The sequence below is a fragment of the Chryseobacterium sp. AG363 genome (assembly GCF_003610675.1).
Classification (GTDB): domain Bacteria; phylum Bacteroidota; class Bacteroidia; order Flavobacteriales; family Weeksellaceae; genus Chryseobacterium; species Chryseobacterium cucumeris.
Window position 1 is genome coordinate 1,738,922 of sequence record NZ_RAQF01000002.1, and the last position, 25,861, is coordinate 1,764,782.

At 33.4% G+C, this 25,861-nt stretch carries 20 protein-coding genes and 1 tRNA gene; 5 read left to right on the forward strand and 16 right to left on the reverse strand.

What is annotated here, in order from left to right; translation table 11 throughout:
* Positions 1–39: 39 nt before the first annotated feature.
* From DEU39_RS07920 to DEU39_RS07935, 4 genes are all read right to left on the reverse strand, one after another.
* Positions 40–372 carry a hypothetical protein gene (locus tag DEU39_RS07920; RefSeq protein WP_062675214.1) on the reverse strand — a complete coding sequence of 111 codons (333 nt, stop codon included), beginning with the start codon at positions 370–372 and terminating at the stop codon, positions 40–42.
* Positions 348–767, reverse strand: coding sequence for a helix-turn-helix domain containing protein (locus DEU39_RS07925; RefSeq protein ID WP_062675215.1), 420 nt, complete (start codon positions 765–767; stop codon positions 348–350). The genes DEU39_RS07920 and DEU39_RS07925 overlap by 25 nt, the downstream gene beginning before the upstream one ends.
* 34 nt (positions 768–801) lie before the next feature.
* Positions 802–1,272: a hypothetical protein gene (locus DEU39_RS07930; protein ID WP_062675216.1), complete on the reverse strand. Its 471-nt coding sequence runs from the start codon at positions 1,270–1,272 to the stop codon at positions 802–804.
* Between the two features lie 111 nt (positions 1,273–1,383).
* On the reverse strand, positions 1,384–2,316 hold the full coding sequence (locus DEU39_RS07935; RefSeq protein WP_120231543.1) for a hypothetical protein: 933 nt from the start codon (positions 2,314–2,316) through the stop codon (positions 1,384–1,386).
* A 423-nt stretch (positions 2,317–2,739) separates the two neighbouring features.
* On the opposite strand from DEU39_RS07935, the gene DEU39_RS07940 reads away from it, so the two are divergent.
* Together DEU39_RS07940 and DEU39_RS07945 are read left to right on the forward strand one after the other, a co-directional pair.
* Positions 2,740–5,730, forward strand: a complete 2,991-nt coding sequence (locus DEU39_RS07940; protein ID WP_120231544.1) for a two-component regulator propeller domain-containing protein — start codon at positions 2,740–2,742, stop codon at positions 5,728–5,730.
* On the forward strand, positions 5,723–6,361 hold the full coding sequence (locus tag DEU39_RS07945; protein ID WP_062675219.1) for a response regulator transcription factor: 639 nt from the start codon (positions 5,723–5,725) through the stop codon (positions 6,359–6,361). The genes DEU39_RS07940 and DEU39_RS07945 overlap by 8 nt, the downstream gene beginning before the upstream one ends.
* A 134-nt stretch (positions 6,362–6,495) precedes the next feature.
* On the opposite strand, the gene DEU39_RS07950 is transcribed toward DEU39_RS07945, so the two are convergent.
* The 3 genes from DEU39_RS07950 to DEU39_RS07960 form a co-directional block, all read right to left on the reverse strand.
* Positions 6,496–7,635: a hypothetical protein gene (locus DEU39_RS07950; RefSeq protein WP_147367569.1), complete on the reverse strand. Its 1,140-nt coding sequence runs from the start codon at positions 7,633–7,635 to the stop codon at positions 6,496–6,498.
* A 592-nt stretch (positions 7,636–8,227) separates the two neighbouring features.
* On the reverse strand, positions 8,228–8,737 hold the full coding sequence (locus DEU39_RS07955; protein WP_120231546.1) for an ankyrin repeat domain-containing protein: 510 nt from the start codon (positions 8,735–8,737) through the stop codon (positions 8,228–8,230).
* Between the two features lie 5 nt (positions 8,738–8,742).
* Positions 8,743–10,266, reverse strand: a complete 1,524-nt coding sequence (locus DEU39_RS07960; RefSeq protein WP_183037393.1) for a catalase — start codon at positions 10,264–10,266, stop codon at positions 8,743–8,745.
* 467 nt (positions 10,267–10,733) lie between these two features.
* On the opposite strand from DEU39_RS07960, the gene DEU39_RS07965 reads away from it, so the two are divergent.
* The 3 genes from DEU39_RS07965 to DEU39_RS07975 all read left to right on the forward strand — a co-directional run bounded on the left by DEU39_RS07965 (position 10,734) and on the right by DEU39_RS07975 (position 15,323).
* Positions 10,734–11,156: a lipocalin family protein gene (locus DEU39_RS07965; protein ID WP_120231547.1), complete on the forward strand. Its 423-nt coding sequence runs from the start codon at positions 10,734–10,736 to the stop codon at positions 11,154–11,156.
* A 548-nt stretch (positions 11,157–11,704) separates the two neighbouring features.
* The gene (locus DEU39_RS07970) at positions 11,705–14,695 is read left to right on the forward strand and encodes a two-component regulator propeller domain-containing protein (RefSeq protein WP_120231549.1); all 2,991 of its coding nucleotides are present in this window, start codon (positions 11,705–11,707) and stop codon (positions 14,693–14,695) included.
* Entirely contained in the window at positions 14,688–15,323 is a 636-nt protein-coding gene (locus tag DEU39_RS07975; RefSeq protein WP_062675225.1) for a response regulator transcription factor, read from the forward strand. Before DEU39_RS07970 ends, DEU39_RS07975 begins: the two co-directional genes overlap by 8 nt.
* Before the next feature lie 542 nt (positions 15,324–15,865).
* Here DEU39_RS07975 and DEU39_RS07985 read toward each other — a convergent pair.
* The 9 genes from DEU39_RS07985 to DEU39_RS08025 form a co-directional block, all read right to left on the reverse strand.
* A complete protein-coding gene (locus tag DEU39_RS07985; protein ID WP_228436694.1) occupies positions 15,866–16,849 on the reverse strand; it encodes a helix-turn-helix transcriptional regulator in 984 nt (327 codons plus the stop codon).
* Positions 16,850–17,019: 170 nt separating this feature from the next.
* A complete protein-coding gene (locus DEU39_RS07990; protein WP_062675227.1) occupies positions 17,020–17,346 on the reverse strand; it encodes a hypothetical protein in 327 nt (108 codons plus the stop codon).
* A gap of 10 nt (positions 17,347–17,356) precedes the next feature.
* Positions 17,357–17,797 (reverse strand): transposase, encoded by a 441-nt coding sequence (locus DEU39_RS07995; RefSeq protein ID WP_120231551.1) that lies wholly within the window; start codon positions 17,795–17,797, stop codon positions 17,357–17,359.
* A 121-nt stretch (positions 17,798–17,918) separates the two neighbouring features.
* Positions 17,919–19,187: a hypothetical protein gene (locus DEU39_RS08000; protein WP_120231552.1), complete on the reverse strand. Its 1,269-nt coding sequence runs from the start codon at positions 19,185–19,187 to the stop codon at positions 17,919–17,921.
* Between the two features lie 88 nt (positions 19,188–19,275).
* Complete coding sequence (locus DEU39_RS08005) at positions 19,276–19,548, reverse strand: hypothetical protein (protein WP_131797530.1); 273 nt, start codon at positions 19,546–19,548, stop codon at positions 19,276–19,278.
* Positions 19,549–20,248: 700 nt separating this feature from the next.
* A tRNA-Arg gene (locus DEU39_RS08010) sits at positions 20,249–20,320 on the reverse strand.
* A gap of 69 nt (positions 20,321–20,389) precedes the next feature.
* On the reverse strand, positions 20,390–22,153 hold the full coding sequence (locus tag DEU39_RS08015; RefSeq protein WP_120231554.1) for a TonB-dependent receptor: 1,764 nt from the start codon (positions 22,151–22,153) through the stop codon (positions 20,390–20,392).
* 35 nt (positions 22,154–22,188) lie between these two features.
* A complete protein-coding gene (locus DEU39_RS08020) occupies positions 22,189–22,680 on the reverse strand; it encodes a hypothetical protein (RefSeq protein WP_120231555.1) in 492 nt (163 codons plus the stop codon).
* A 3-nt stretch (positions 22,681–22,683) separates the two neighbouring features.
* Positions 22,684–25,647: a tetratricopeptide repeat protein gene (locus tag DEU39_RS08025; protein WP_120231556.1), complete on the reverse strand. Its 2,964-nt coding sequence runs from the start codon at positions 25,645–25,647 to the stop codon at positions 22,684–22,686.
* Between the last annotated feature and the right edge of the window lie 214 nt (positions 25,648–25,861).

A 25,861-nucleotide genomic window follows, 5' to 3' on the forward strand; every position in this document is an offset into this window, starting at 1 on the left:
TACTCCCCTTACTACTTTTTTATAATGGAAAAATGCAGATTATACTAAAAATATCCTCTTCCATTTTGTAACCGTATTTCTGCTTAATTTAAAATGTTTGGCTAGCTGGCTATTATTTAATTTATGTGTTTTCTGATAATCAAGAATTTCAAAAATAGTCTGTCTATCATAGGATTTGAATTTCTGACTTTCAGAGAATCCATCAAAAAAGATAATATTATTAATCTTCAAAACATCGGATAAAGACAGGGTATCTTTTGATAGATATTTCTTTACATATTCTCTTTTATCCGGACATTTAGATTCTATGAAATCATGGTAAATTCTTTTATAATTAGGTCCCGTATTTATTGCTTGTACTTGCTTATCCATTTATTCAATGTTGATTTGGGAATTCCGTAATGATTAATGATTTCAACTTGAGTCTTCTGTTTATTTTCGAGGAGCTCCAGCATATAGTCTATAATTTCTTTTGTATATAAACTCTTCCGGAATTGGGGTAATTTTGATTTTACCACATTTTTATTCTGACTGGCAACGGGAGCGTATAATATTAAATGATTGGAGTAGAGACGGAAAAAATCATATTCCAATAACTTTGACCATTTTAGAAGTACATCCACATCTAAGGATTTCATAGAATACATTTCCAGGATCTCTTTTTCTGTCGATTGCAAGAATCTGCAGATTCTGCCCATATCAATATCCTGTTCATTTACACGCTCATATACCAAAGCACCAATATGAATATCTTTTAAATTTTCCATCTTAAACTAATTTGTCTTTATTCAAAAAGCAACATTATTGATCAGAAGAAAGTTTCTGGTCTTTCTTTACCAAATTGTTGGTTATATCTCCCAAAAGCTGGCAGGTTTCATTTTCATTACAAAAAGTAATATCAATATTTCGTCTTAATACCTTTCCTGAAGAATTTGAAAAAAGAATAATTAAATATTTTCGAAAGCCTCTTTTTTTTACTTCTATCCGTACAATTTTTTTTTGAGGCATTTCAAAGACCGGCAATTTTTTCCCACCTGAAAACCATTGATAGTTTTTAATGGAAACCACCTGCCCGGAATTCTCATATTCGAATACAAAACGTTTTTTCAATGCTCCGTATGCGAGCACAGCTAAGGCTGTCACGAAAAATATTCCTGAAAATAAAGGGTAACCAAAATACATAAGAATAATAATGTTCAAAAAAAGCAGCACCAATACAACTAACTGAAAAATCATGTATCGGCTTACTTTTTTCTTATTATTTATTTTCATTCCTCTCCAATATTAAAAGTGTTTATTCTTATTCATTTTATCCGCATACATCCTTGAATTCAAATGGCGGAATATCGCTATCCCGCTCATTCAAAAATGTAATTAATAATCTTAATTTTTATAAAAACTATATCCTACGGATTGTACTCCCCAGTTTTGTAAAAGACCAGGATTCGTAAGGGTTTCTCTTGATGAAAAGTTTTCTATTCCATATAACAATTCTACTTTATATTCGCTATCAGGATCAACATTCACTGTCGTACCATCTCCGATACTATAAAAAGCAGATAAAAAATATCTGAAATTCTGGTTGGTACTCCCTGGTGTTGTGTATAGATTTCCTGTATTATCTCTGGTTGTCGATTCTTGAAGATATGGTGAAATCTGAGTGGTCTGCATTGTTACTGTAACTACGTCAACAACAGACCACGTAGTTCCCGTTTTTTTATAGAGTCTGGCATAGGCTCTGCTATGAAAAAAAAGGGGCAATCTAATTCTCCCAGTTCCTCCAATTATATTTATTTGAGACCAGTCAAATCCATAGGCCATTTCAAACCAGGTACTCCATGTTGCTGTACCTCTCCTTATGGAGCCTGCAGGAAACTTAAATATAACCTGTGAATTAGGTATCACCCAGCAGTTAGCTGGCTGTATAGTAGTCCCTGAGCCACCATCCTGTGCATTCGTTTGCAGTGGGTTTAATATAGATGTTAAGGGTACATTTACACTCGTATTTTGTCTAACATTACTATCAACATTGTACAAAATAAAATCGTTTGGGTCAACAGTCTTAAACATTCCTATATTTCCATTACCATCAGCAACCATAGGAGTTCCGGCTGGAATAATTGGTAAATCTCTCACACGTAACTGACCATTTACATCTAGCGTTTTTGTTGGTGATGTTGTGTTGATCCCTACATTTCCAGTTTGTGCAAAAATGCTGGATGATAAGCCTAACAGAACTGCTGTTAAAGATGTAATTTTTGTGTTTTTAATAGCACTTGGGTTTAATTTTTTCACATTCATTTGTTTATTATTCATCTTTTGTTTTTTAGAAACAGATATTTAATTCATAATTTATTTATGTAAAATATTTTTCAATGAAAATCTGTATAATTTTCACTTAAAAAACTTGTATAAAATAGATTTATTTATCTCTATAAATACAGAGGAGAAGCTACTCCCCTGTATAAAATGACCTTGAAGTCAAGTTTAAAATGCTTGGGAACATATTTAACTTTAATGGTTAAAATCAAGTAATAAATTTATAGTGCAAAGATCTGATAACCTTGATAAACACTAAAATAATTACTGTAAAGATAGATTATCAATATTGTCATTTTTAATTGGCTTTGTTGTAGTTTATAAACGACATTTTAAAATTTTAACAATCATTAATTTTTACTACATTTATGTTACTAATAATTCAATGCGGAATGAAAAATTATCTTTAATAACCTACCCATGTCTTCTAAAATCCTCATATTCCTAATCTCGGTCTGTATACAGTTTTGTTATAGCCAACAGGCAGCTTCTGTATGGTATGACACAGATAACGGCCTTCCACAGAATAGTGTAAAAGACATTATTAAAGATAAATATGGTTTTATTTGGCTCAGTACAGAAAATGGATTAGTACGCTATGACGGCTATAATTTTGTAACATATAATCATCTCAACCTTAAGAATAACCGGTTTTCAGTATTTTTTGGAAGTATAAAAAAGGATTCTATTTATAATATAACAGCATATACTGAAAACATAGTTCTCCTTACTAAAAGAAATATAAATGTTTTGCATCAGCAGACCAATTGTACGAAAAAAGTGCAGCATGAAAGTAAATCATATGGATTATTTGTAAAAAGCGGAACCCCGGAAAAAATAAATAATAAAAATTTTTTTATCTATTTTGACAAAAAGAATTTCTACCATTTACTGAACAATGGAACCATATGGTATAATGATTCCAGCACAGTTGCTTTAAAGGAATTGCATGATAATTATATAGCAGACACATTTTGTTTTGGGCAAGATATTTTTATTGTTTCCAGAACATTAAAAAAGATTATCAAAATTTCGTCAGGTAAAGTTGGTTATTTGGATGCTTCAGACATTTTCTTCCAAAAGAATGTCAAAATTTACTGGAGCCAGATCAATAATCAATGTTTTATCCTACATGATAATATTTTGTACAAAGTTTCCTATCAAGACAATGTGATCGGATTAAAAAAAATGATCAATTATGATCTTAATGAAAACCCTTTGGCTTCCATTTATCATGATGAGATCAACAATAAATTGTATCTCGGCACTTTATCAGATGGATTGAACGTCATTAAGTTTAACAATTTCCATGTAGCCAACCGATCTGATAAATCCTATGAAAATATTTTTTATTCAATACTTCCTTTTGATAATGATAAAGTAATTACCTCTTCAGGAGATGTGTACGATGAAAATGGACTGCTAAAGCAGTATCATTTTAATACAACAACCAAATATTTCTTACTGTATGACAGCCAAAAAAATATTATTGTTCAAAATGGCACGACACTAGTCCGTTTTTTAAAGAGTTCTGATTATACTAAAAACGAATCACATCATTTTGACAAAACAGCGTCTTATGTACTGAATATCAACAATTACTATATTATAACGTTTCACATCCCTTCGTTACAATCTGAACTCACCTTCTATAAAGACTCCAGTTTTGAAAATCCTTTTTTACATTTTTCGATTCCTAATATTGTGACTTCAGTACAGGAACTGGGTCATAATAAATGGCTGGTAGGGAGCAGAGATGCTTTGTATTCGATAGAAGCTCCTTCTTTTATTCCTAAAAAAATATCTGTAAGCCCCATACATATTAGAGAAATTACAAAGACAAGGGATGGAAATTTTTGGATTATGACTCAGGGAAACGGCTTTTTCCTCTATAAAAATGGGCAGCTCATTAAAATGCCTCAAGATAAAAACGGCTATCTTTTATTTTCACATACTATTCTGGAGGATAAAAACGGGTTTCTATGGATCAGTACTAATAACGGTTTATTCAAGGTATTCAAAGACAATCTGCTTCAATCTGTTAAAGACCCAAAAGTCTTACCCAACTATTACCGATACAGCAAAGAAGACGGCTTTAATACGAATGAGTTTAACGGAGGATGTTCGCCAAGTGCAGCGGCTCTTCAAAATGGCAGTTTCGTGTTTCCTTCCATCAAAGGCCTGGTATTTTTCGATCCTCAGAAAATAAGAAGCTATTATCCTAAAAACTTCTTTTTGGAACGGGTAGTATTCTCAGAATCCAAAAGCAGTATACAAGGTCATAATATTAATCTGGAAAATAACTTCTATAAAGCGGTTATTTTAATCGATATTCCTTATTATGCTAACAGGGCCAATCTGGTTATCGAGGCAAAATTAAAGAATTCCAAGAATGAAAAATGGGAAAGAGTAAACAATGATGGTAAATATTATATAGCAAATCTTGAGCCCGGAGAATATCAGCTCATTGTAAGGGTGTTAACTTCACCTGAAGGCAAATACATTTATAAAATACTCAATATCAGCGTAAAACATCTATTTTATCAGACGCTTATTTTTAAATCCTGTATTGTTTTATTATTAGCTCTCATTGTATTTACCCTCCTTAAAATAAGAATAAAAAGACAGGAACAGAAAAAAAGAGAACTTGAAAAAATAATTGAAGCTAGAACCCGAACGCTATCAAAAACAGTCTCAAAATTAGAATATACCAAAGAGCAGCTTCGAAAAGAGAGTGTCCAACAGAAAAAATTGTTGGAGACCATAAGCCACGATATTATTACGCCTATAAAATTTTTATCCATTACAGCACAAAAGTTATATGAAACTGATGAGCATGACCGTTATATTCAAAAGAAATATTTTGAAAGTTTCTACAAATCTTCGGTAGAGTTTTACAATTTCGTAAAAACCTTAAAAGAGTATGCAGAAATTTATAATATTTCTGAAAAGAATGAAACCTATAATATTTATGAAGTTGTAGAAGCAAAAAAAATACTTTTTGAAGTTGCTGCCAAAGAACAAAATACCCTGATCGTTAACAATATTAAAGATCCTACTTATTCAAAGATCAATCAGAATGTGATTGCCGTTATCATCCATAATCTCATAGACAATGCAATTAAAAATACCACCAATGGAGTTATAGAACTTTCTACTAGTGAGGATAGCACCTTCTTCTTTCTGGAAGTAAGAGATACCGGCAGAGGAATGAGTAAGGAACAGATGACCTATTATGAAAAGCTTCAGGATAATATCGAAAATGAAAAACTCGTGTTGCAAAAATACAGCTTAGGATTGCACCTCATCCTTCAGCTGCTCATGATGATCAATGGTAAAATTGAATTTAAAAATAACACCCCTATTGGAACGATTGTATCAATTAAAATAAAAAAACAAAAAAATGACTAGAAAAATTATTATCGCCGACGATCATTTTGTAGTAAGATTAGGAACAACCCTGATTTTGGAATCCCACTACAAAGACGTAAAAATCTCATGTGCAGAATCTTATACAGAACTCACAGAAAAATTACAGACTGAACAATTTGACTTGCTCATCCTGGACATCAATATGCCGGAAAGTAAATATTTAAGCATGATTGGTGAATTAAAAAAAATACAGCCCACTCTTAAAATTCTGGTTTTCTCTGTATATGACAATGATATCGCAGTACAGTATATCATTGAAGGTGCCGATGGATATATCAATAAATTATCGGATGAAAACAATATTCTGGAAGCAGTTCAGCAAATCTTTGAAACCGGAACCTACTACTCTCCTGAGATTGTGAAAAAACTGGTTTCTTCAGCTAAAAAAAATAATCCCGTAAATCCACTCGAAACATTATCCGAAAGAGAAAAGGAAATATTTGACCTGCTGGTTAAGGGGTATGGAAACATTGAAATATCAAATGAATTAAATCTTCACCTTTCCACAGTAAGTACCTACAAGGCAAGAATTTATAAAAAACTGAATATTAAAAATACTGTTGACCTTGTAAGGTTAGGTGATAAAAACCAAACACACAAACACAAGTAATCAACTGGTAATTGGTATAAAAAAATATCAACACACCTATTAATGTAGGTAAAATTAAAAAAACGGAATTAATATATTCCGTTTTTTTTAATCATCTGTATTCTATCAGAATCGTCAAGTTCTGGTTACAATTATTATTTTCTGGACTTTATTTTTATTTGTAATTTTTGGGTTAAGTCAAGTAGTTTATTGATCTGTTCTTTTTGAGCGTCAATCTGCGCTTGTTGTTTTATAACATGCAAGTAAAGTTCTTCAACCTTCTCTAATGTCTGGGTTGAAAGTTCTGATAAATTAAATGAGTAAAGTCCATTTTCCGTTTTTGCTAAATCATTAATAGAAGTTACCCCAGGTAAATGATTGTTTTCTTTAATAAATTTTTCTGTATCATAAATATTTAAAAATTTATATTTAGAATTCAATAAAGATTTTCCATTATAATACTTATCAAATACATAATCGGGATAGGTAGTTGTTGCTGTCGTAATACTTCCGCTTACTTTTAATTTTTCACCTGGCGCAAAAGTAGTAGTAGAATATCCAACACCTACATTTTTAACAAAAAAGGTATCCCCATTTGGTTCAATACTTACTTGTGCACTTCCATTAGCTCCCGCCACTGGGGTAGTCACAAAATTAATACCTGTAGGTGAATTTGTAAAACCTGTTCCAATAGAAAGTCCGGTACTGTTTCCTGTAGCTGAAATTTGTGATTCTGAGTTGGTATCACAATAAATAAACAATGAATAATTTCCACCATTGGAAAATCCCATTGAAGATCTTGTTCCCGTTCCTGAATCCTGTACGATACCCAGCCCCACACTATTATTAATAGTTGTAGTTTGTTGATTCACAAATTTTAAATCCTTTCCATTTTGTGTAACTGTTCTCTTACTGGTAAGAGTTCCGTCTGCATTATAAAGATTGCTAAAATTATTAATCAGTTTTTGCCATATCGTTCCATCAAAATAATAGTATCCAACATCATTAATATTCACTCTTGGTCCTGTGTTGTCACCCGCTGAAATATCTGTAATATATATCAATGCTCCTTTCTGACTGGCTCCATAAAGAGCATCTCCTTTTGCAGAAAGCTGAGCGCGGGTAAGTCTCGGTGCCTGAAGCCCATCAATATCAGTAACCCCCAGTTTTCCATTGACATCCAGTGTGGAATTAGGTGTTGTAGTATCAATCCCTACACCTGCTGTTTGTGCAAAAATACCCGCAGAAGTTACCAACAGGACTGCTGTTAATAAGGTTGTTAAATTTTTTCTCATTATTTTAATTTTAGTATTTAAACTTTTTGAAGTGAAAAACATGGGATAATCCAGCAAATATGATTCTCATATCCACTTGTGCACAGATGGCACAAGACTGATAAATATTCCTTTACTTAAAAATGGAATAGGAAAATGATGTTTTTTGTTTAAGGATAAACAAAAAGCACAATTAAAATCTTCATAGAAGCTGTACAGTCTGAGATAAATATATTCTTCTACGGATGATTTTTCATTACTACGTTGTTTGAGAGTCTAAATATATTTTATTATTCTTTATTTGCATTTTATCATTATCAAATTAATAGTTCTCTAATTTTCAAGAATTGAACTTATTCATTTTGATGGTACAAATTTAAAATACAAGATGTGAAAAATTCAGCTTTACCGTGTAAAAACAAATTGCCGTGCGTGTAGTATTGCATCCCACTTATGTAGTTTAAAAATTACAAATCTCTGTAAATCGTGAAAATATAAATAAACCGGCTTTTACTGCTGCACAGCCTGACAACACATTATAAATAATCCTCCTATCATACTGACAGAAGGATTATTACGGAAGTTGACAAAAAATAAAAACTCTTTTATGAAATTATGATGGCTGAAGCAGTTTTACAGCTTCTTCATTATTTTGCATCACAGCATGCTGCAAAGCTGTATTGCCTCTGCTATCCTTAACATTTTTATCTGCTCCATTGTCTAAAAGCAGTTTTATAATTTCTGTTCTTGCAAAAACCGCAGCATAAATAAGAGCCGTTGCACCATTATAATTTTTGATGTTTATGTTCGCCTTATGAGAAATCAACAGTACAATCATTTCTTTATATCCTTTAAAGGTAGCGCCCATCAGTGCAGTATTCCCGCTGTTATCCTGCAGATCAGGCAGAGCTCCATTTTCAAGAAGCCACTTTGCCGTTTTTTCCTGATTATGATATGCCGCAAGTATCAAAGGAGTATAGCCTTCCTCATTTTTAGAATTAATTTCTTTTTTGAATTGAGCAATAGCTTCTACATTATCTGTCTTTGCATAAGCAAAAATATCCTGTGCGCTCACTCTGCTCGTCATCAGAAGCAGCATGATGGTAGAAAAAAGATACTTCATTATTTCTATTTTGAAGATAATAAAGATTCCAACTGCTGACGATCCATTTTAACATATTGTGCCAGTCGTTTTCCGTATTCTGCATCTGCCTGATAGAAATAAGAGATCATTTTAGCCACTACTTTTTTATTTTCTACACTGTTCAGAGCACTACCCAGGTTTTTAATCAGGTTATCCTGGTCTTTTTTTGAGAAAGAACGATAAAGTTCTCCAGCTTGTTTAAAGTTGTTTTCCTTGTCTATTTTAGCCTGTACTGTTGTTGTACCAGCAGGGAAAACAGTTTGGGAGTATTTGAATTTTTTATTGTCGATAACTTCAGACTTAGCGATTGAAGGCTGATAGTTTACTTCTCCATTCTGAGCTCTCATAGACATATAACCGTTTTGGTTATATGTTGTCACATTATTTTTTGAAGCATTAATTGGTAACTGCTGAAAATTTCCGCCAATTCTGTGTCTTTGGGTATCAAAATAGGAGAACAGTCTTCCTTGGAGCAATTTATCTTCTGACGGCTCAATTCCAGGAACAAGAGTTCCGGGAGAAAAAGCAGCCTGTTCTACCTGCTGAAAATAATTTGTCGGATTTTGATTAAGGATCATCGTTCCTACTTTCACTGATTTTGCGATAGATTCCGGCCAAACTTTGGTCACATCAACCGGATTAAAATCAAGCTTTTCAAAATCATCCTTTTTCAACATCTGCACATATAAATCCCATTTTGGAAAGTCTTTATTCTGGATAGAATTATATAAATCTCTTGTTGCATGTTCTATTTGTGTAGACTGGATTCTATCAGCCTCTTCCTGAGTAAGATTTCTTTCTCCCTGTTTTGGAACCCACTTATATTTCACATAAGTTATTTCTCCTTTTGCATTAACCCATTTGAAAGCGTGTACTCCGTTTCCCTGCATCTCTCTGTAATTGGCAGGAATTCCATTGTCAGAGAACAACCATGTCAGCATATGGGTAGCCTCCGGGATATTAGCCATAAAATCAAAAACCCTGTTATTATCCGAAGCATTATTGGTAACCGGAGAAGGTTTAAATGCATGAACCATATCTGGAAACTTAATGGCATCTCTGATAAAGAACACCGGTAAATTGTTACCTACCAAATCATAATTCCCTTGATCTGTGTAAAATTTAACAGCAAATCCTCTTGGATCTCTGAAGGTTTCCGGAGATCCCTGCTGATGTACAACAGTAGAAAACCTTACCAATACAGGCGTCTTCTTACCGGCCTTTGATAAAAAATCAGCCATTGTAACATCAGAAAAATCGGCATCTGCAACAAATTCACCGATGGCTCCGGCTCCTCTTGCATGCACTACCCTTTCAGGAATTCGCTCTCTGTCAAAAGCAGCCAATTTCTCAATTAAATGAATATCCTCCAACAATACAGGTCCATTATTACCAACTGTTTTAGAATTCTGGTTATCCCCAACAGGGCTTCCTGTATTGGTTGTCAACTGTTGAGAGTAAAGTGTTGATGTGATCAGAATACCCACTAGTAAAACATTTTTTTTCATAATTTTTCTTTTATAGTGGGGCAAATATAGAAAGATGATTTACTGAATTGATCTTAATAAATTCAATCACTTAAATTTACCTAATCTATCGTTAACGCAATAATCAATAGACAACATCTACTATATTTTATAAAATAAATATTGCAGAAATATACATCAACTTTCTGTCTGCCAATTAAAATTGTGGCTTATGTAGTTTTATAACTACAGATTTAAAAACCTCTTATTAAGAACATTTATGTACTTTTGCGAATAATATTTTATTGACCTTATATTAGTAAAAATAATGGAAATACGATATTAATTTTTGAAAAAAAATTAACTTATTATTTACTAAAATCCATTATAGCAGCAACTTTAAGGCTCAGCCAATATATAGAGAGAATCAGTTACAGATCACACACCGATATCACACATAACAACCTATATAACAAACATATACATACGTAAAACAAAGACATAAAATTATGAAGCAAAAGACAATTTCAATAATTATCCTTAGTATTTTGGCAGCATGTACCTCTCCAAAAAAGGAAAATATAAAGACAGATCCCAACACAACATCAGACCCTAATTCCAAAAGGGCGGAACTTATAGGAAAATGGGTACAGCCTATTCCAGGGCAGGAAAATGAAAAGCAAGGTATTGAGCTTCGTGACAATGGTATTGCTGTATCAATAAATATGCACACGTTGTTATATGAACAATGGAAAGTTTCCCATGATACCCTATTTCTATGGAGCCGCACTGTAGGAGTAGCACAACCCTCTGCCAGTAGCGATATTGATACATTACTTATTCAAAAGCTTGATCATAAATCGTTAACAGTAGTCTCTTTAATTGGGGATCAAAAAAATAACCTTGCCCAAACTTACAACAAGGAAAAATAAGTTCTCAACCCTGATCATCAACAGTAAAGTTTCTTCTTTAGTATAATTCTACTATTGAAGAAGCTTATAAGAAAGAAAATAGATTTTCAAGTCCATTTTTCCTACTGATAATTGGTCCGTTCATATTATTTTATTTCAACTGTTTATAATTAGAAATTACAAATTGTTTCATGATCCTGATATTTCCGATGGTATATTTAAGAACTCTACCCGTTCTTTAGAATATAAAAATCAGCTTTTTATACTCGTCTGACGTCTACTTATTTTTCTTTTATCATAAAGAGAAAAAATACTGTTTATCATATCATTATTAACAAAATTCCTTTCAGCACAAATACTTTCAGATTCATTACACAATACAAAGGTTGGCAAGCATTTGATTTACACATCGTGCTCATTCTGACAGCCCTGATAATTAACACAACTATTATTATAAATGTAAAAGCATGTAGTTTTAAAACGATGCTCAACACTTCTGCCGGCTGTTAAAATTTGATAATCTTTAGAATACTAATTCCATGAATACTTTATAATTACAAGTATTAAAAATGTTTTATAAGCAACTTATATTCCTATTTCTTATCAATATACAACTGTACAACAGCCAGCAGTCCGCTTCTATATGGTATGATACAGATAAAGGACTTCCTCAGAACAGTGTAAAAGACGTTACCAAGGATCAATACGGATTTATCTGGATCAGTACAGAAAACGGATTGGTGAGGTATGACGGAAATAATTTTGTCACTTATAATCATCTCAACTTTAAGAATAACAGGTTTACCTCTTTTTTTGGAAATTCAAAGAAAGATACAATTTACAATAACACAGCTTTTGATGAAAATACAGCATTAATATCTAAAAGAAATGTAAGTGTTCTTACTCGTAAATCAGGCTGCCTGCAAAGGGTATTACGTGAAAGCAAATCGAACTTTATTTTTACAAAGAATGCTTTATCAGATCAGTTTGAAAATAAAGATTTCTTTATTTATTTTGATAAAAAAAACTATTATCACTTATTGCATGACGGAACCGTACAGTACAAGGATCATATAATTACAACACTGAAGGACCTGCCTAAAAACTATATTTCAGATACATTTTGTTTTGATCAGACTATTTTTATCATTTCAAGATCATTACAAAAAATAATTAAAATCTCTCCTACCCGAATAACTTATCTGGATGCTCCTGATATTTTCTTTAAAAATGGTATAGAAGTGTACTGGAGTCAGATCAATAACCAATCTTTTATTATCCTGAATCATACACTGTATAAAATAGGCTATGAACGTAATACTTTTAGTTTAAAAAAACTAGAAGATTATGACCTTAATAAAAACTCCCTATCTGCCATCTATCATGATGAAGTAAACAATAAACTCTACCTTGGAACATTATCTGATGGGTTAAATGTAATAAAATTCAACAATTTTCATGTTGCCAACAAATCAGATAAATCCTATGAAAATATTTTTTATTCAATACTTCCTTTTGAAGATGATAAGGTAATCACTTCCTTAGGTGATGTATACAATGAAAACGGATTGGTAAAGCAGTATCATTTTAATACCACAAGCAGCTTTTTTTCCTTGTATGATCATCAACAGAATATTCTTGTTCAGGGAGAATCTGGTTTACTACGCTTTCTTAAGAGGTCTGATTATTCTAAAAAAGAAAACCTCAGTTTCCAAAATGAACCTTCTTATGTATGGAAAGTAAGAAATTACTTCATGGTAACATTTCACAAACCTACTCTGAAATCTCTCCTTACCTTTTACAGAGACTCAGATTTTAAAACCCCATTCTTACAATTTTCCTTCCCTAATATTGTAACCACTGTATATCAATATCGGCATGATAAATGGCTGGTAGGAACAAGAGACGCACTGTTTTTAATAGAAGCTCCTACTTTTGTTCCTAAAAAGATATCTGTCGGCTCTTTACATGTAAGAGAAATCACAAAAACAAAAGATGGCAATTTATGGATCATGACCCAGGGAAATGGATTTTTCCTTTATAAGAATAAAGAGCTTATTACAATGCCCGAAGATAAAAACGACTATCTTCTATTTTCACATACCATTCTGGAGGACCCAAGAGGATTTCTCTGGATCAGCACTAATAACGGACTGTTTCAGGTACTGAAAAACAATCTTCTGCAATATGCCAAAGACAGAAAAACTTTGCCCAACTATTACCGATACAGCAAGGAAGACGGCTTTAATACAAATGAATTTAACGGAGGATGCTCACCCAGTGCTTCGGTTATTCAGAATGGAAATTTTGTATTCCCTTCCATTAAAGGCCTGGTATTTTTCGACCCCCAGAAAATAAGAAGTTATTATCCTAAAAACTTTTTTCTGGAACGGGTTGTTTTTTATGATTCAAAAAGCAGTATAGAGGGGCAAAATATTAACCTGGAAAATAATTTCTATAAAGCAACAATTTGGGTAGATGTACCGTATTATGCCAACAGGGCCAATCTGGTAATCGAAGCAAAACTGAAGGGATCTAAGAATGAAAAATGGGAAAGAGTAAATAGTGATGGCAAATACAGTATTTCAAATCTTGCCCCAGGCCACTATCAGCTTATTGTGAGGGTGTTAACTTCTCCGAAGGGAAAATATATTTATAAATCAATTAATATCAATGTAAAACACCTGTTTTATCAGATACTCATCTTTAAGTTTTTTGCTATTCTGTTTATATCTGTCTTTGCATTAAAGCTGATAAAGCTTAGAATAAAAAGACAAATATTAAAAAAGAAGGAACTTGAAGACATCATTGAAACAAGGACCCGGAAATTATCAAAAACAGTCTCAAAATTAGAATATACCAAAGAACAGCTTCGAAAAGAAAGCGTGCAACAGAAAAAACTCCTGGAAACAATCAGTCATGATATTATTACGCCCATCAAATTCTTGTCTATAACTGCCAAAAAGCTGTATGAAACTGATGAGCATGACCGTTATATTCAAAAGAAACATTTTGAAAGTTTCTACAAATCTTCAGTAGAGTTTTACAATTTCGTGAAAACCTTAAAGGAGTATGCAGAAATTTATAATATTTCTGAAAAGAATGAAACTTATAATGTTTATGAAGTTGTAGAAGCCAAAAAAGCACTTTTTGAAGTGGCTGCCAAAGAACAAAATACTCTTATTGTCAGCAATATTAAAGATCCCACTTATTCAAAGATCAATCAGAATGTAGTAGCCGTTATCATCCATAACCTCATAGACAATGCGATTAAAAATACCACCAATGGAATGATCGAGCTTTCTACCATTGAGGATGAGAGTATCTTCTTTCTGGAAGTTAGGGATACCGGTAAAGGAATGAGTAAAGAACAGATGACCTATTATGAAAAGCTTCAGGATAATATCGAAAATGAGAAGCTCGTGCTGCAAAAATACAGCTTAGGATTGCACCTCATCCTTCAGCTCCTTATGATGATCAATGGTAAAATTGAATTTAAAAATAACATCCCCAATGGAACCATTGTATCCATTAAAATAAAAAAACAAAAATATGACTAGAAAAATTATTATTGCTGATGATCATTTTGTGGTAAGACTAGGTACAACTCTGATTTTGGAATCCCACTACAAAGACGTAAAAATCTCATGTGCAGAATCTTATACAGAACTCACGGATAAATTATATGCCGAAGAATTCGATCTGCTTATCCTGGACATCAATATGCCGGAAAGCAAATATCTAAGCATGATTGGCGAATTAAAAAAAATACAGCCCAATCTTAAAATTCTGGTTTTCTCTGTATATGACAATGATATCGCAGTACAGTATATCATTGAAGGTGCCGATGGATATATCAATAAATTATCAGATGAAAACAATATTCTGGAAGCAGTTCAGCAAATCTTTGAAACCGGAACCTACTACTCTCCTGAGATTGTGAAAAAACTGGTTTCTTCTGCTAAAAAAGATGCCCCAATAAATCCATTGGAAACTTTATCCGAAAGAGAAAAGGAAATATTTGATCTGCTGGTTAAGGGGTATGGGAATATTGAAATATCAAATGAATTAAGCCTCCATCTTTCCACAGTAAGCACTTACAAGGCAAGAATTTACAAAAAACTGAATATTAAAAACACTGTTGATCTTGTCAGGTTAGGAGATCGAAATCAGGTACATAAAAAATAAATTAAAAATTATTGTGTAGTTAACAATTTGCAGGGGTTTTGCTGTTTTGAGATATGTTGTCCTGGTGGTATTTTAAAGTTTAAGAAGAGTTTTTTTGGCTATGAACCCTTCTTAATCACAATAAAAATTGTCAGTCCTATCGTTTAATTACTACAGCTGTGATGATTTTTCAAGTTACCTTATTGTATAGCTTTGCTTTATGAAAAAGAATAATGTAAAAAGATTGGTTTTATTTTTCTTCATCCCCATTGGGATGATAGTAGCAGGGATGTGGTTATTCAAATCTAATCATAAAAGTGTTTCAGCTCATGATCAGGCATCAGCGACAGGCTCTTCCGATAGTAAAGGCAGTCACTTCAAGAAACTATATCTTAATAAATGAGAAAGGTAGTGAAGGATACAACAAACCAGATATAATCAAGTAGCTTTTTTAGCGATATTGAGTATTATTTGTATTTAAGTGTACAATGAAAGATGGGCAATATGCTTATCTTTCTTTTTTCATTCCATTATGATTTTATAAATTACTGATATATTTCCCACTATAAAGTATCTATCCATTTATAAAGATCTGTATCAGAAGATATTCTGAATGATTTCCTAAGTCTGCTTTTTCTCGTCTGAACTGTCCGCACCGAAATACAATTGTATTCCGCTATATCTTTTGTAGTGAAACCCAGCTTAAGAAGAGCACATAGTTTGAACTCATCTGCTGTAATATCCGGGTTTATCTCAGTAAGGCTATCATATAAGTTGGGAAATGAAGATTTCATTTTGGGTATAAAAGCGATATCATCATTCATGGCAAATTTCACCAGGTTTTCCAAATCTATATCATCTTTTCTGTTGAGCTTTTCACGCATACCCGCCATTATTTTTTCACCATGAAGGACCTTCTGGTATAATTTCAAAATCATAAAGTGCTTTGACAGGATAAAATAGCCAAGAATTCCAAACCATACAAACACATTGATAAAAGTAAAGAATCTCTGATTTTTTGAAAACTCTAAATTTTCCGTTCCTGCAACCCTGAATATCCTAAAATCATAATAATGGCTTATCAGAAAAAGAATAAATGCAGTAGCAAAAACCACGACGATATACTTCGAGTTTTCCCTTGTATTAAAAACAAATAATGAAGTATTAAGAAGCAAAAAATAATATAAAGACAAACCATTTTCGAAGCCTGATGTGGATGAAAAATAAAAAACCAATATCATAGAAAGCTCAATAACAGTAAAGCATATCAAAATATTCTGGCGTGCTTTCGTAAAAAAGAAAAGAAGAAGAAAAATTCCACCGAGCACAAATAGTCCTCCAAAAAAAGCTTTGAAGCCAAATAACAAATCTCTTAATCCACTCAGAAGCAAAACAACTCCGATAGAAAATGCAAACAAATTTAATCTCTGAGCATCAATACACTTAAGCATGTCCGTATCAGGATCAATATGCAGGTCTTTTATATAATTCAATATTTTACGCAACATTACTAATAAATAATTACTCAAAAGATAATAATTATCCATATAAAAATTAATATTTTTTAATTACTCTTAAAAACAACAAAAAAACAAACGATAAGTTTTTAGGTATACAGAAAAGGAGCTCCTTTTCAGACCTCCTATTATTATCTTTTATATCTCTCATAGCTAAAAAGCTAACATATTTTGGGTTGATCTATTGTTATAACACATTTCTAGATTAGAAAATTTTTTCTCCATTTAGTTACTGTGTTACGACTTAATTTAAAGTGAGAGGCAAGCTGGATATTGTTGAGTTTATTTTTTTTCTGATAATCAAGTATTTTAAGTATATCCTTTTTTCTAAATGACCGATGTCTCTGGCTGGCAGCAAAAGCTTCCCTATCCGGAGTTCCAAAAATTTTTTCATTCAGTTCCATAATATCCACAACTGATAAGCTTTCTTTCTGTAATAACCGTTGACAGGAATCTTTTTTTTCCGGAAATTCTTTTACAATGATATCATTATAGATTCTTTTATAATCAGGTATTAATTTTCCCATAAGATGTTTATTATTTATTTTCTTCGTCTTTATACTTCCATATCCATTTATACAGTGTTGTTTTCGGAATTTTATAATGTTCTATTACTTCTGTTTTTGACATTTCTCCCGACTCTATTTGTCTCAGAATAAAATCAATGATTTCTTTCGTATAAATATTTTTACGAAACTGGGGTAAACCTGTTTTTTTGTTCTGTTTATATTCTGTGTTTTTACCTGCTATTGCAGGAGCATATAATATCAGATGTTGTGAATACAGTCTGAAAAAATCATATTCTAATAATTTACTCCATTTCAACAGATTTTCTGTTTCTATGCTTGTAGCCTTGTACATTCTTCGTATTTCCTGCTCTGTACATTTCATAAAGCTACAGATACGGGATAGTTCTATATCACACTCTGCAACTTCTTTTTCAATTAATGGTCCTATTGGAATCTCTTTAAAATTCATTAGTCTGTATTGTTAGAATCGTTGAATTGAGGATATTTTATAAACCGGCAGACAGAATCATCTGCCGGATACGATGAATTAAGGTGCATTCATCTGTTCTATTTTATACTTTCATATCAAATCAATAGGCAGACATTCTTTGTGCTGTCATAAAAACACGTCGGATATTATTGTTGGGATCAGTATCATTTAAATTATCTACAGAAACAAAAACGATTATTCTATACCAGATTCCATCAACAATTACATCTACCGTTTCTATCTCCTGAGAATCATCACTGGAACTGGTAGCTGCTACAGGAGTAGAACTACTATTCATATTGTCTCCCCAGTTAAGATAAATTCCGTTATCCGTTTCCATATAACCTCCAGGCGCTAATAAAACGTTCGAACGGCGGAAGCGGTCTACACTTGATAATGCAGAATACCATACTTTAATATTAGAACTGGAGGCATTTACCAAACGAGGATTGTAGGTAACAGCTCCTGAACCCTGATTGGAACTTGCATTAAAATTAAGGTCTAATTTTAATTTTCCACCTAAAATAGCATCATAAGTTCCGCCAACCTGTGTGCTCAGCAATCCTACATACGTCGCTGGTAATGTATAATTAAAGAACTGATATTCTCCAGGTGCAAGAACTTTCCCAACGCCTACTGTTGCACTACAGCTCTGCCCTCCTATCGAAATGGGAAATGTTGTTGTAGTGGGACTGGATACTGTTGGTGTTCCGGAAACAGTATAGTTTAAAGTACCTGATCCTTGCGCAAAATTACCCTGTGGAAGTGTTGCAGTAAGACCGTTTACAGGTCCTATCGTTTGTGAACCATATATTCCTGCATTGCCTCCTGAATAAGGAATCGACATGGTACCTTGGTAAGGAGTTCCGGCAGTATAGGTAAGTGGGCTTAGTGTTGCGTCAGTACATCTCAAACTGCTTATTGTTCCCGTCTGTAACGAACGGCCGTCCAAAGGTCTCCATTGGGTTCCGTCCCAATAAACATATCCCTTAAAAGTAAAGGTAGCCTGAGTTCCCAGATTATAGACTAATAAACCAAGTGCAGGATTGGGAATTGTAGACGCATCATTATACGTTGTTAAAGCTACTCTTGGACCTAAAAATCCCTTTTGGCTCCCTGATGCAAGCTGGCTTACATTAAGCTCTAAAATAGCAGAAGCGTCGGGAATTGCACCAATGCCTGCAGATCCTGATGTCGTGACAATAAAATCATCAGCTAACTGTGCTGCCGTTGGAACTCCTGTTACTGCATTGTTTTTTCCACCATCGATATTAAATACTCCTTGTGGATTTTGTGTATTAATGCCTACTTGAGCGAAGGATAATGTACCAATTGCCAAGGCAAAAATTGTGTAAAATTTACTTTTCATTTTGTTCAATAATTTGGAAAAAAGGAAAAGAGTCTTATAATTACTCTTTTCCTGAGTTACTATATTTTAAATTTGTGTTTATATTATTTTAGTATAAAATATATTTGAAAGAAGGAGGAGACCGAATTTGCATTCCTATTAGAGAAGCCATTTCCAATTCCTTTAATTTGAGAGATTGTTCTGGATAAATTTTATTTTTGAATGGGACAAGCATCTTATCTTTAGTTCGTAATATGCCCTGATTTTCTTTGAAAGAACCACTGTCTTTGATATTGAGATCATAACCTTTCCCAAAGTATAACTGAGCATACATATTAGAAAAACAACATAGCAAAAGAAACATACCTGATGCCTTTGCCATAGTGTAACGGATGTTCTTAAAATACATTTTCACCTCATTGAAATTATGTGGTAAAATTGATCTTATTTTAAGTTGAAATAAAGAAATTATATACGCTACAGATACCTCATCAGTATGCTGTAGCATACGACATAGATACCATCAACATCAACAAAACAAATATAAAAAGCTGATTTTTAAACCATTAAAACAGTAAGATTCATTTTTAATTCTGAATATTTAATACACTCTTAAAGATGATATAAACAACAGAAGTTCTCTTGTCAATTCCTACAATGATCTGACAATACATTACAAAACGTCTAATTCTATATTGAAAATAACCCGTAAAAAAATCCTCAGATCTCTCTGAGGAAAAAAAACTAATAACCATGAAAACTCAAATAAAAATGAGTCTGTTGTATGGTGCAATTTATAATGATATGCTAACAATAACAAAGCAATTCTGTAGATATAAATTACAGTCGTGTAAATTTTGTTTGTCATGTTTCTCAATACTGTTTGATGTTCATAGCGGTTGTTGAAATGGTAAACCTATAAAAGACAAAGGAATTAGAGATAACGATGAAATAATAGCAATAAAAATAGTAACAGGCTGGATTACCAAAAGCACCCTAATTCTGAGGGTATCTATATTAAATAGTAAGTAGGGGTTGTGTAGGGCATAATATAAAAAAAAGCTCCTAAAAAAGGAGCTTTGTGACCGCAGAAGGATTCGAACCCTCACTGTCGGAGCCGAAATCCGAAGTTCTATCCATTAAACTATGCAGCCGTATTCATAAGTAATGAATGATAAGTAATAAGTAATACCTGATTACTTATCATCATTGCCTTTCATGTTTTAGAAAGTAATTTTCACTCCTCCCAGAATCTGTGCACCCAGGACTTTATATCCTTTGTACGTCTGGTATTTTGAGCTCAGAAGATTATTTCCGAGTGCGAAAATACTGAAATTTTTGTGAATTTTATACTCTGCAGAAAGATTTAAATCAGCATATCCACCTACTTTATCGTTTGTATTCTCCGTAGATTGGTAAATTACATTCGGAGCACCTACTCCTTCAATCGCATAAGAGTTTGTCGTTCTGTCACTTGCAAAGATTCCTTTAAATCCTAACAGTAGCTTTTTGTCAAGCATTGTATATTTTGCCCCGATGCTTGCATTGAATAAAGGAACGTTATAAATATTTTCATAGTTCTTAAGATCATACTTTGTAAACCTTAACTCTCCATCAATAATAAGATTGGCCAATGGGAAATATTGTACACTCCCTTTGATATCACTTACGTTTCCATCATCATACACTGCAGAGAATGTATTGGCAAAATTATATGCAGAACGGTTTACAGATGTATTATCGAAAAGACCGTTGCCCTTGAAGAACATAATATCTCTCATCTTTCCATAACCTGCAGAGAAGTCGTATTTCAACGTTTCATCAATATCTCCTCTCAATCCTACATAAAAATGATATTTCGTCTCCGTTGGCTTTAAAAACTGGTCAGAAAGGATGAATGGATTCGTCTGCAACATATCTCCATAGGTATTCAGCTTCAGACCTCCGTCTACCCCTCCGTAGAATTTAAATTCTTTGGCAGCTGCAAACTGGAACTCCGCCTGCGGGAACCAATACGTTTTATTGTTTTTCTGCTGAGAAACCAGTTCTGCTGAATTTTTAGCATTCAGGAAAGAGAATGAAGATCCTAACATCAAATAAGAATCTCCTTTGCTGAATGTTACTTTCGGGGTCAGGCTGGTATTGAAGAAGTTGGAAGAGTTTTTATCTCTGATGGCAAAATCTGTCTTCACAGCATCCAATCCTACTCCCAAATCTGCATTCAGGTTGATTCCTGATTTTCCTAATTCAACAGCATGCTTGGAGAAGTTTGCAAGAATGGAAACCTGGTTTTCCGAAGCATCAAAATGATCTTTCAGGAATGATGATTTTACCCTTACATCATTTAAGATTTCATTGGAATAAAAATCATAGTACCCGTTTACTTTAAACTGATTTACTTTTTGTTTAAGATCAAGCTCTCCCGTAGGCTGCATGGCGTAGATTCCATAATAATTATAGCTGTCTAAACCATATTCAGCGTTAAGGTTAAACTTCCCTTTTTCTCCGTAAGAGTTTAAGAAAGCTCCGATATTAGCAGAAGTCTGCCCGGATTTCCAGTCATAATCTTTTTTAAGACCATTCGTAGACAAAACATGAACATCAGCTCCTACTTCAAGCTTATTTTCAAGGGTTTTTGAAACGTTTCCGTCTACCAGAACTTTTCCATAATTACCCATTCCAAACTGAAAATAGTTATTCTGAGCGGTTCCGTCAAATTTGGGTGCTACATCTTCTCCCTGAATAGTTGAAGTTTTAAAATCTGAAACAGCAGGAACATCCGTGATGGTATACTTCACAGGAGTCTGCGATTTCTCTTCCGGCGGATAATTCTTGATAGTTTCCACAGAAGTTTTTTTCTTCTCGATCTTCTTCACTTCCGGCTCTCTTTTTTTGTTAAGAACCAGCTTTTCCTCCTTGATCTGGGAAAACGCCACCGACGAGAACCCTAAAAATAATATGGATAATAATTGAATTTTCTTGTTCATATTTTCTTTATTTGAAAAAAATATATAACGGGCTTTTATTTATTGGAAGCAATATAACTGCCTAATAAAGCTTTCCCCGACTGTTTTGAAAAAGTTCTCCCCAGTCTGAATATATTAAACAGCCAAAGGCTTTGATAAACTTGTAATTTGTATTGATAATTTTTTGTTGCACTATTCTCAGCTACATCATAACTGTAAAAAATATCATAAGGAAATGCTGAAGGCAGTAACCCGACTGTAATCATACTTCCAATCATTGGGTTTCCGCAAGGAGGAGTATAGGTTTTCATCGGATGCAGTGTTATCTTAGATACATTGGTACTGTCTTCTACAATTTCATAAATATCAGAATGTTTTAAAATCTCAAATTCTTTCTTAAGATCCTTATTCACTACAAAAGCCTTTTGTTTTTGGAAGTCAGCTTTTGCTTGGTTATACTCTTTTGGATAGGCACTGTACGAAGGAATGCAGCTCCAGAGTGAAGCAGAAATTAAAAAAGAATATATGGTAATTTTAAAAACCTTCATGTACTATTTCTTAATCTGTTTTTTAACTTCTTTTGCTTCTGCAACAATTTGAGGGAAGTCCTTATAGTTTGCAATGATCTGATCACAGGTATAGCTTGCCTGGTAGTTATCTTTCAGGCCGATATAGTTTTTAGCCATCAATACCAACGCTTTTGCTCCCCAGAATTCTTCTGAAGCATAGTTGTTGGCAAGCTTAAAGATCGTCTCATTAGAAGACTTGAAAGCTTTTCCTTTGTTCTGATAATAGGCTTTTGCATATAAAGCTTCTGCAGCTACCGAAGTATTGGATGATTTTTCAAGAGAAGAATAGGCAGTCTGTGCATCTTTATCTTTTCCTGAGTTCATCAGACTTCTTGCTTTGATCACTTTCGCAGTTTCAATAACGGCTGCCGAGTTTTTAGAATTAGCAATCACTGCATTGGCTAATTTTTCCGCTTCAGAGAAATTATTTTCTTCTGCATACAGTTTCATCAATTCCACATTCGCATAGTTTTTAATGCTGATGTTGGAAGAATTTTTAATGCCTTCAAGGTACTTTTTAGCTTCTGTAGTATTCCCCTGTGCAAGGAAGATCTGAGCTAAACGAGTTTGTGCATCATCCTGGTAATCATTCTGAATTACAGCAACTTCCTGAAGAACAAGTAAAGCTTTAGTTGAATTGTTAGTCTGATAATAACTTTCTCCTAATTCGTACTTAGCCTGGTACAATCCTTCACCTGTAGGATTCTGTGTCAGATACTTTTCGTAGTAAGAAATTGCATTCTTATAATCTTTCTTCGCGAACAGCTGCTTCCCTGTAGATAAATTGATCTCATCAATTTCAGCAGCATCTACATTTACCCCAACATTTCTAGCGAAAGTCTCATAACCTGAAACGTCTCCGTTTTTCGTAAAGATAGGTTTTGCAGCCTGAACTACTTTCTGAGCATAGGCCGTATTTTTATACTGCTCACCCAGAGATTTCAGTTCAGAAAGAGCTTTATCATTCTGATTCTGGTCTATATAATTTTGTGCTCTGTAAATAGATGCGTTAGCAATCAGATCTTTGTCAGAAGAACCTTTGATTACTTTTCCGAAATAATCATTGGAGTTGGCAAAATCATCCTGAGCAGCGTAGGCTGTTCCTATTTCGTACTGAGCGTCATCATAATATTCTGAATCCGGATATTTTGATAAAAGGTTTTTAAGGTTGTTAATCTTCGCCTGTGTATCTCCTTTGAATCCCAGAGCCATTGCTTTTTGATACAAAGTATAATCCGTAGCATCTTCGTTTTTATCATAGATAGCAATGGCTTCGTTCAGATCATTGTTGGCATAATGGATATCTGCTAGACGAAGTTCTGCATCATTTTTAAATTCCGGTTTCGGATTGGCAAGATATTGTTTGAAATAAGTAGCCGCCTGATCAAATTTCTTAGATTTAAAATAGGCATATCCCAAATCATAAGGAAGCTGCTGCTTTTCAGGGAAGTTTTCCGTAAGAAGCTTTTCATAACGAACAATGGCAGATGGATAATTTCCTTTCTGATAATATACCTGTGCCAGCCAGTATAAAGCTCTGCTGTTGAATTCTTTATTGATATTAAAGCCTAGACTTCTTAAGAAATATTTCTCAGCTTCGTCATAGTTTCCTTTGTTGAATTCCTCCGTTCCTAATAAATAAGAAACCTCCTGGTCTACTTTGTTGATCTCAGGAGTTGAACTCTGTAATCTGTCAATCGCATTCAGCGTTTCTTTATAGTTTCCGGAATACAGATAAGATTTCACCAATAATGACCTCATTTCTGTGGCATTGGCTCCGTTCTGACTTTCGTTGATATAACTTTGAATTACCGCCGAAGGACTTTCAAACGGGTTACCGATATCGTAACTTAATTTAGCGTACTGCTCATGAGCCAGTTTTTTCACTTTCGCATCATAATCCATCTGATAAGAAGAGCGGAATGCAGAAAGAGCCTCCTGTTTTTTATCTACGGCCAGATAAGCATTTCCTAACTGGTAATAAGCATTTTGAGCTAAAGCAGAATTACTGTTCAGAAGCTGGTTGTAATAAGAAACCGCTTCATCATATTTCTTTAGCTGTGCAGCCACAAATCCCATCTCATACAAATCGTTTTCAGATGGATTCTGCTGTACACTCAGATAATCTTTTAAATGTGGATAGGCAGAAGTGTAATCATTCTTCATGAAATAACTCTCCCCAATGATCTTATGAACTTCTGCTTTATAAGAATCTGAAATATTTTCGTTCAACAAAGCTGTTCCTTCCGTGATCGCCTGGTCGTAATTCTTATCATTATAATACATCTGTACATAATAAGGGCGTACCAGTTTGGAGAACTTATCCTGATCCTTTATCGAATCAAAATACTGGAAAGCTTTATCATTCTGTCTGTTGCTGTAATACAAATGCCCAAGCATATAAGCAATATCTCCTTTTTGGGACTGATCTGCTGATTTATAAGCTTCTTCAAGGGCATCAGTAGCTCCCTTGGAATCACCCGTCATGAATTTTGCATATCCAAGCTTCAGAATATACTCGGTATTCTCCTCTTTCGAAAGCTGATACTGGTTTACTTTTTTCAAAGTCTCCAGCGCCTTATCGAAATCTTTTTTTGCTAAATAGTAATCTGCCAGTGGAAGATTAGACTGAGCAAAATAAGCAGAATTAGGATATTCTTTCATGAAAGCCGTTAACCCTTCTTCAGCATGATTTTTCTGAAGAATCACACCGATCACATTATCAAAAAACTGGGCGCCTTCCTTTTTCGAACGGGACAAATTCTGATTGTAGAAATATTGTCTTGCATATTCGTATTGAGAAGCATTGTATATTTTGGTCTGATAAAGATTTTCGGCTAGATTGAACCTGTAATTTTCTTTCTGGGTAAAATATTGGGACTGTTGAGCATCGGAGATTCCGAAATAAATTACAGCAGCCGCTAAAAGTATTTTTTTTGATTTCATTCTTCTTGATATAAGAAAATTAGTCTAAATAAGTTAACGAAAATATTAAAAACTTATTGTTTAAGCAAGTTTTAACAGTGTTAATGACAGTTAATTCTTATTTGATAACAATGTAAATTTTCTCACCATACAATGATAAAATTTACTACATTCGTTTGATAAAATATAAACAATTTTAATAAACAGTTATCAAAAACATATTTTAATTTGATAC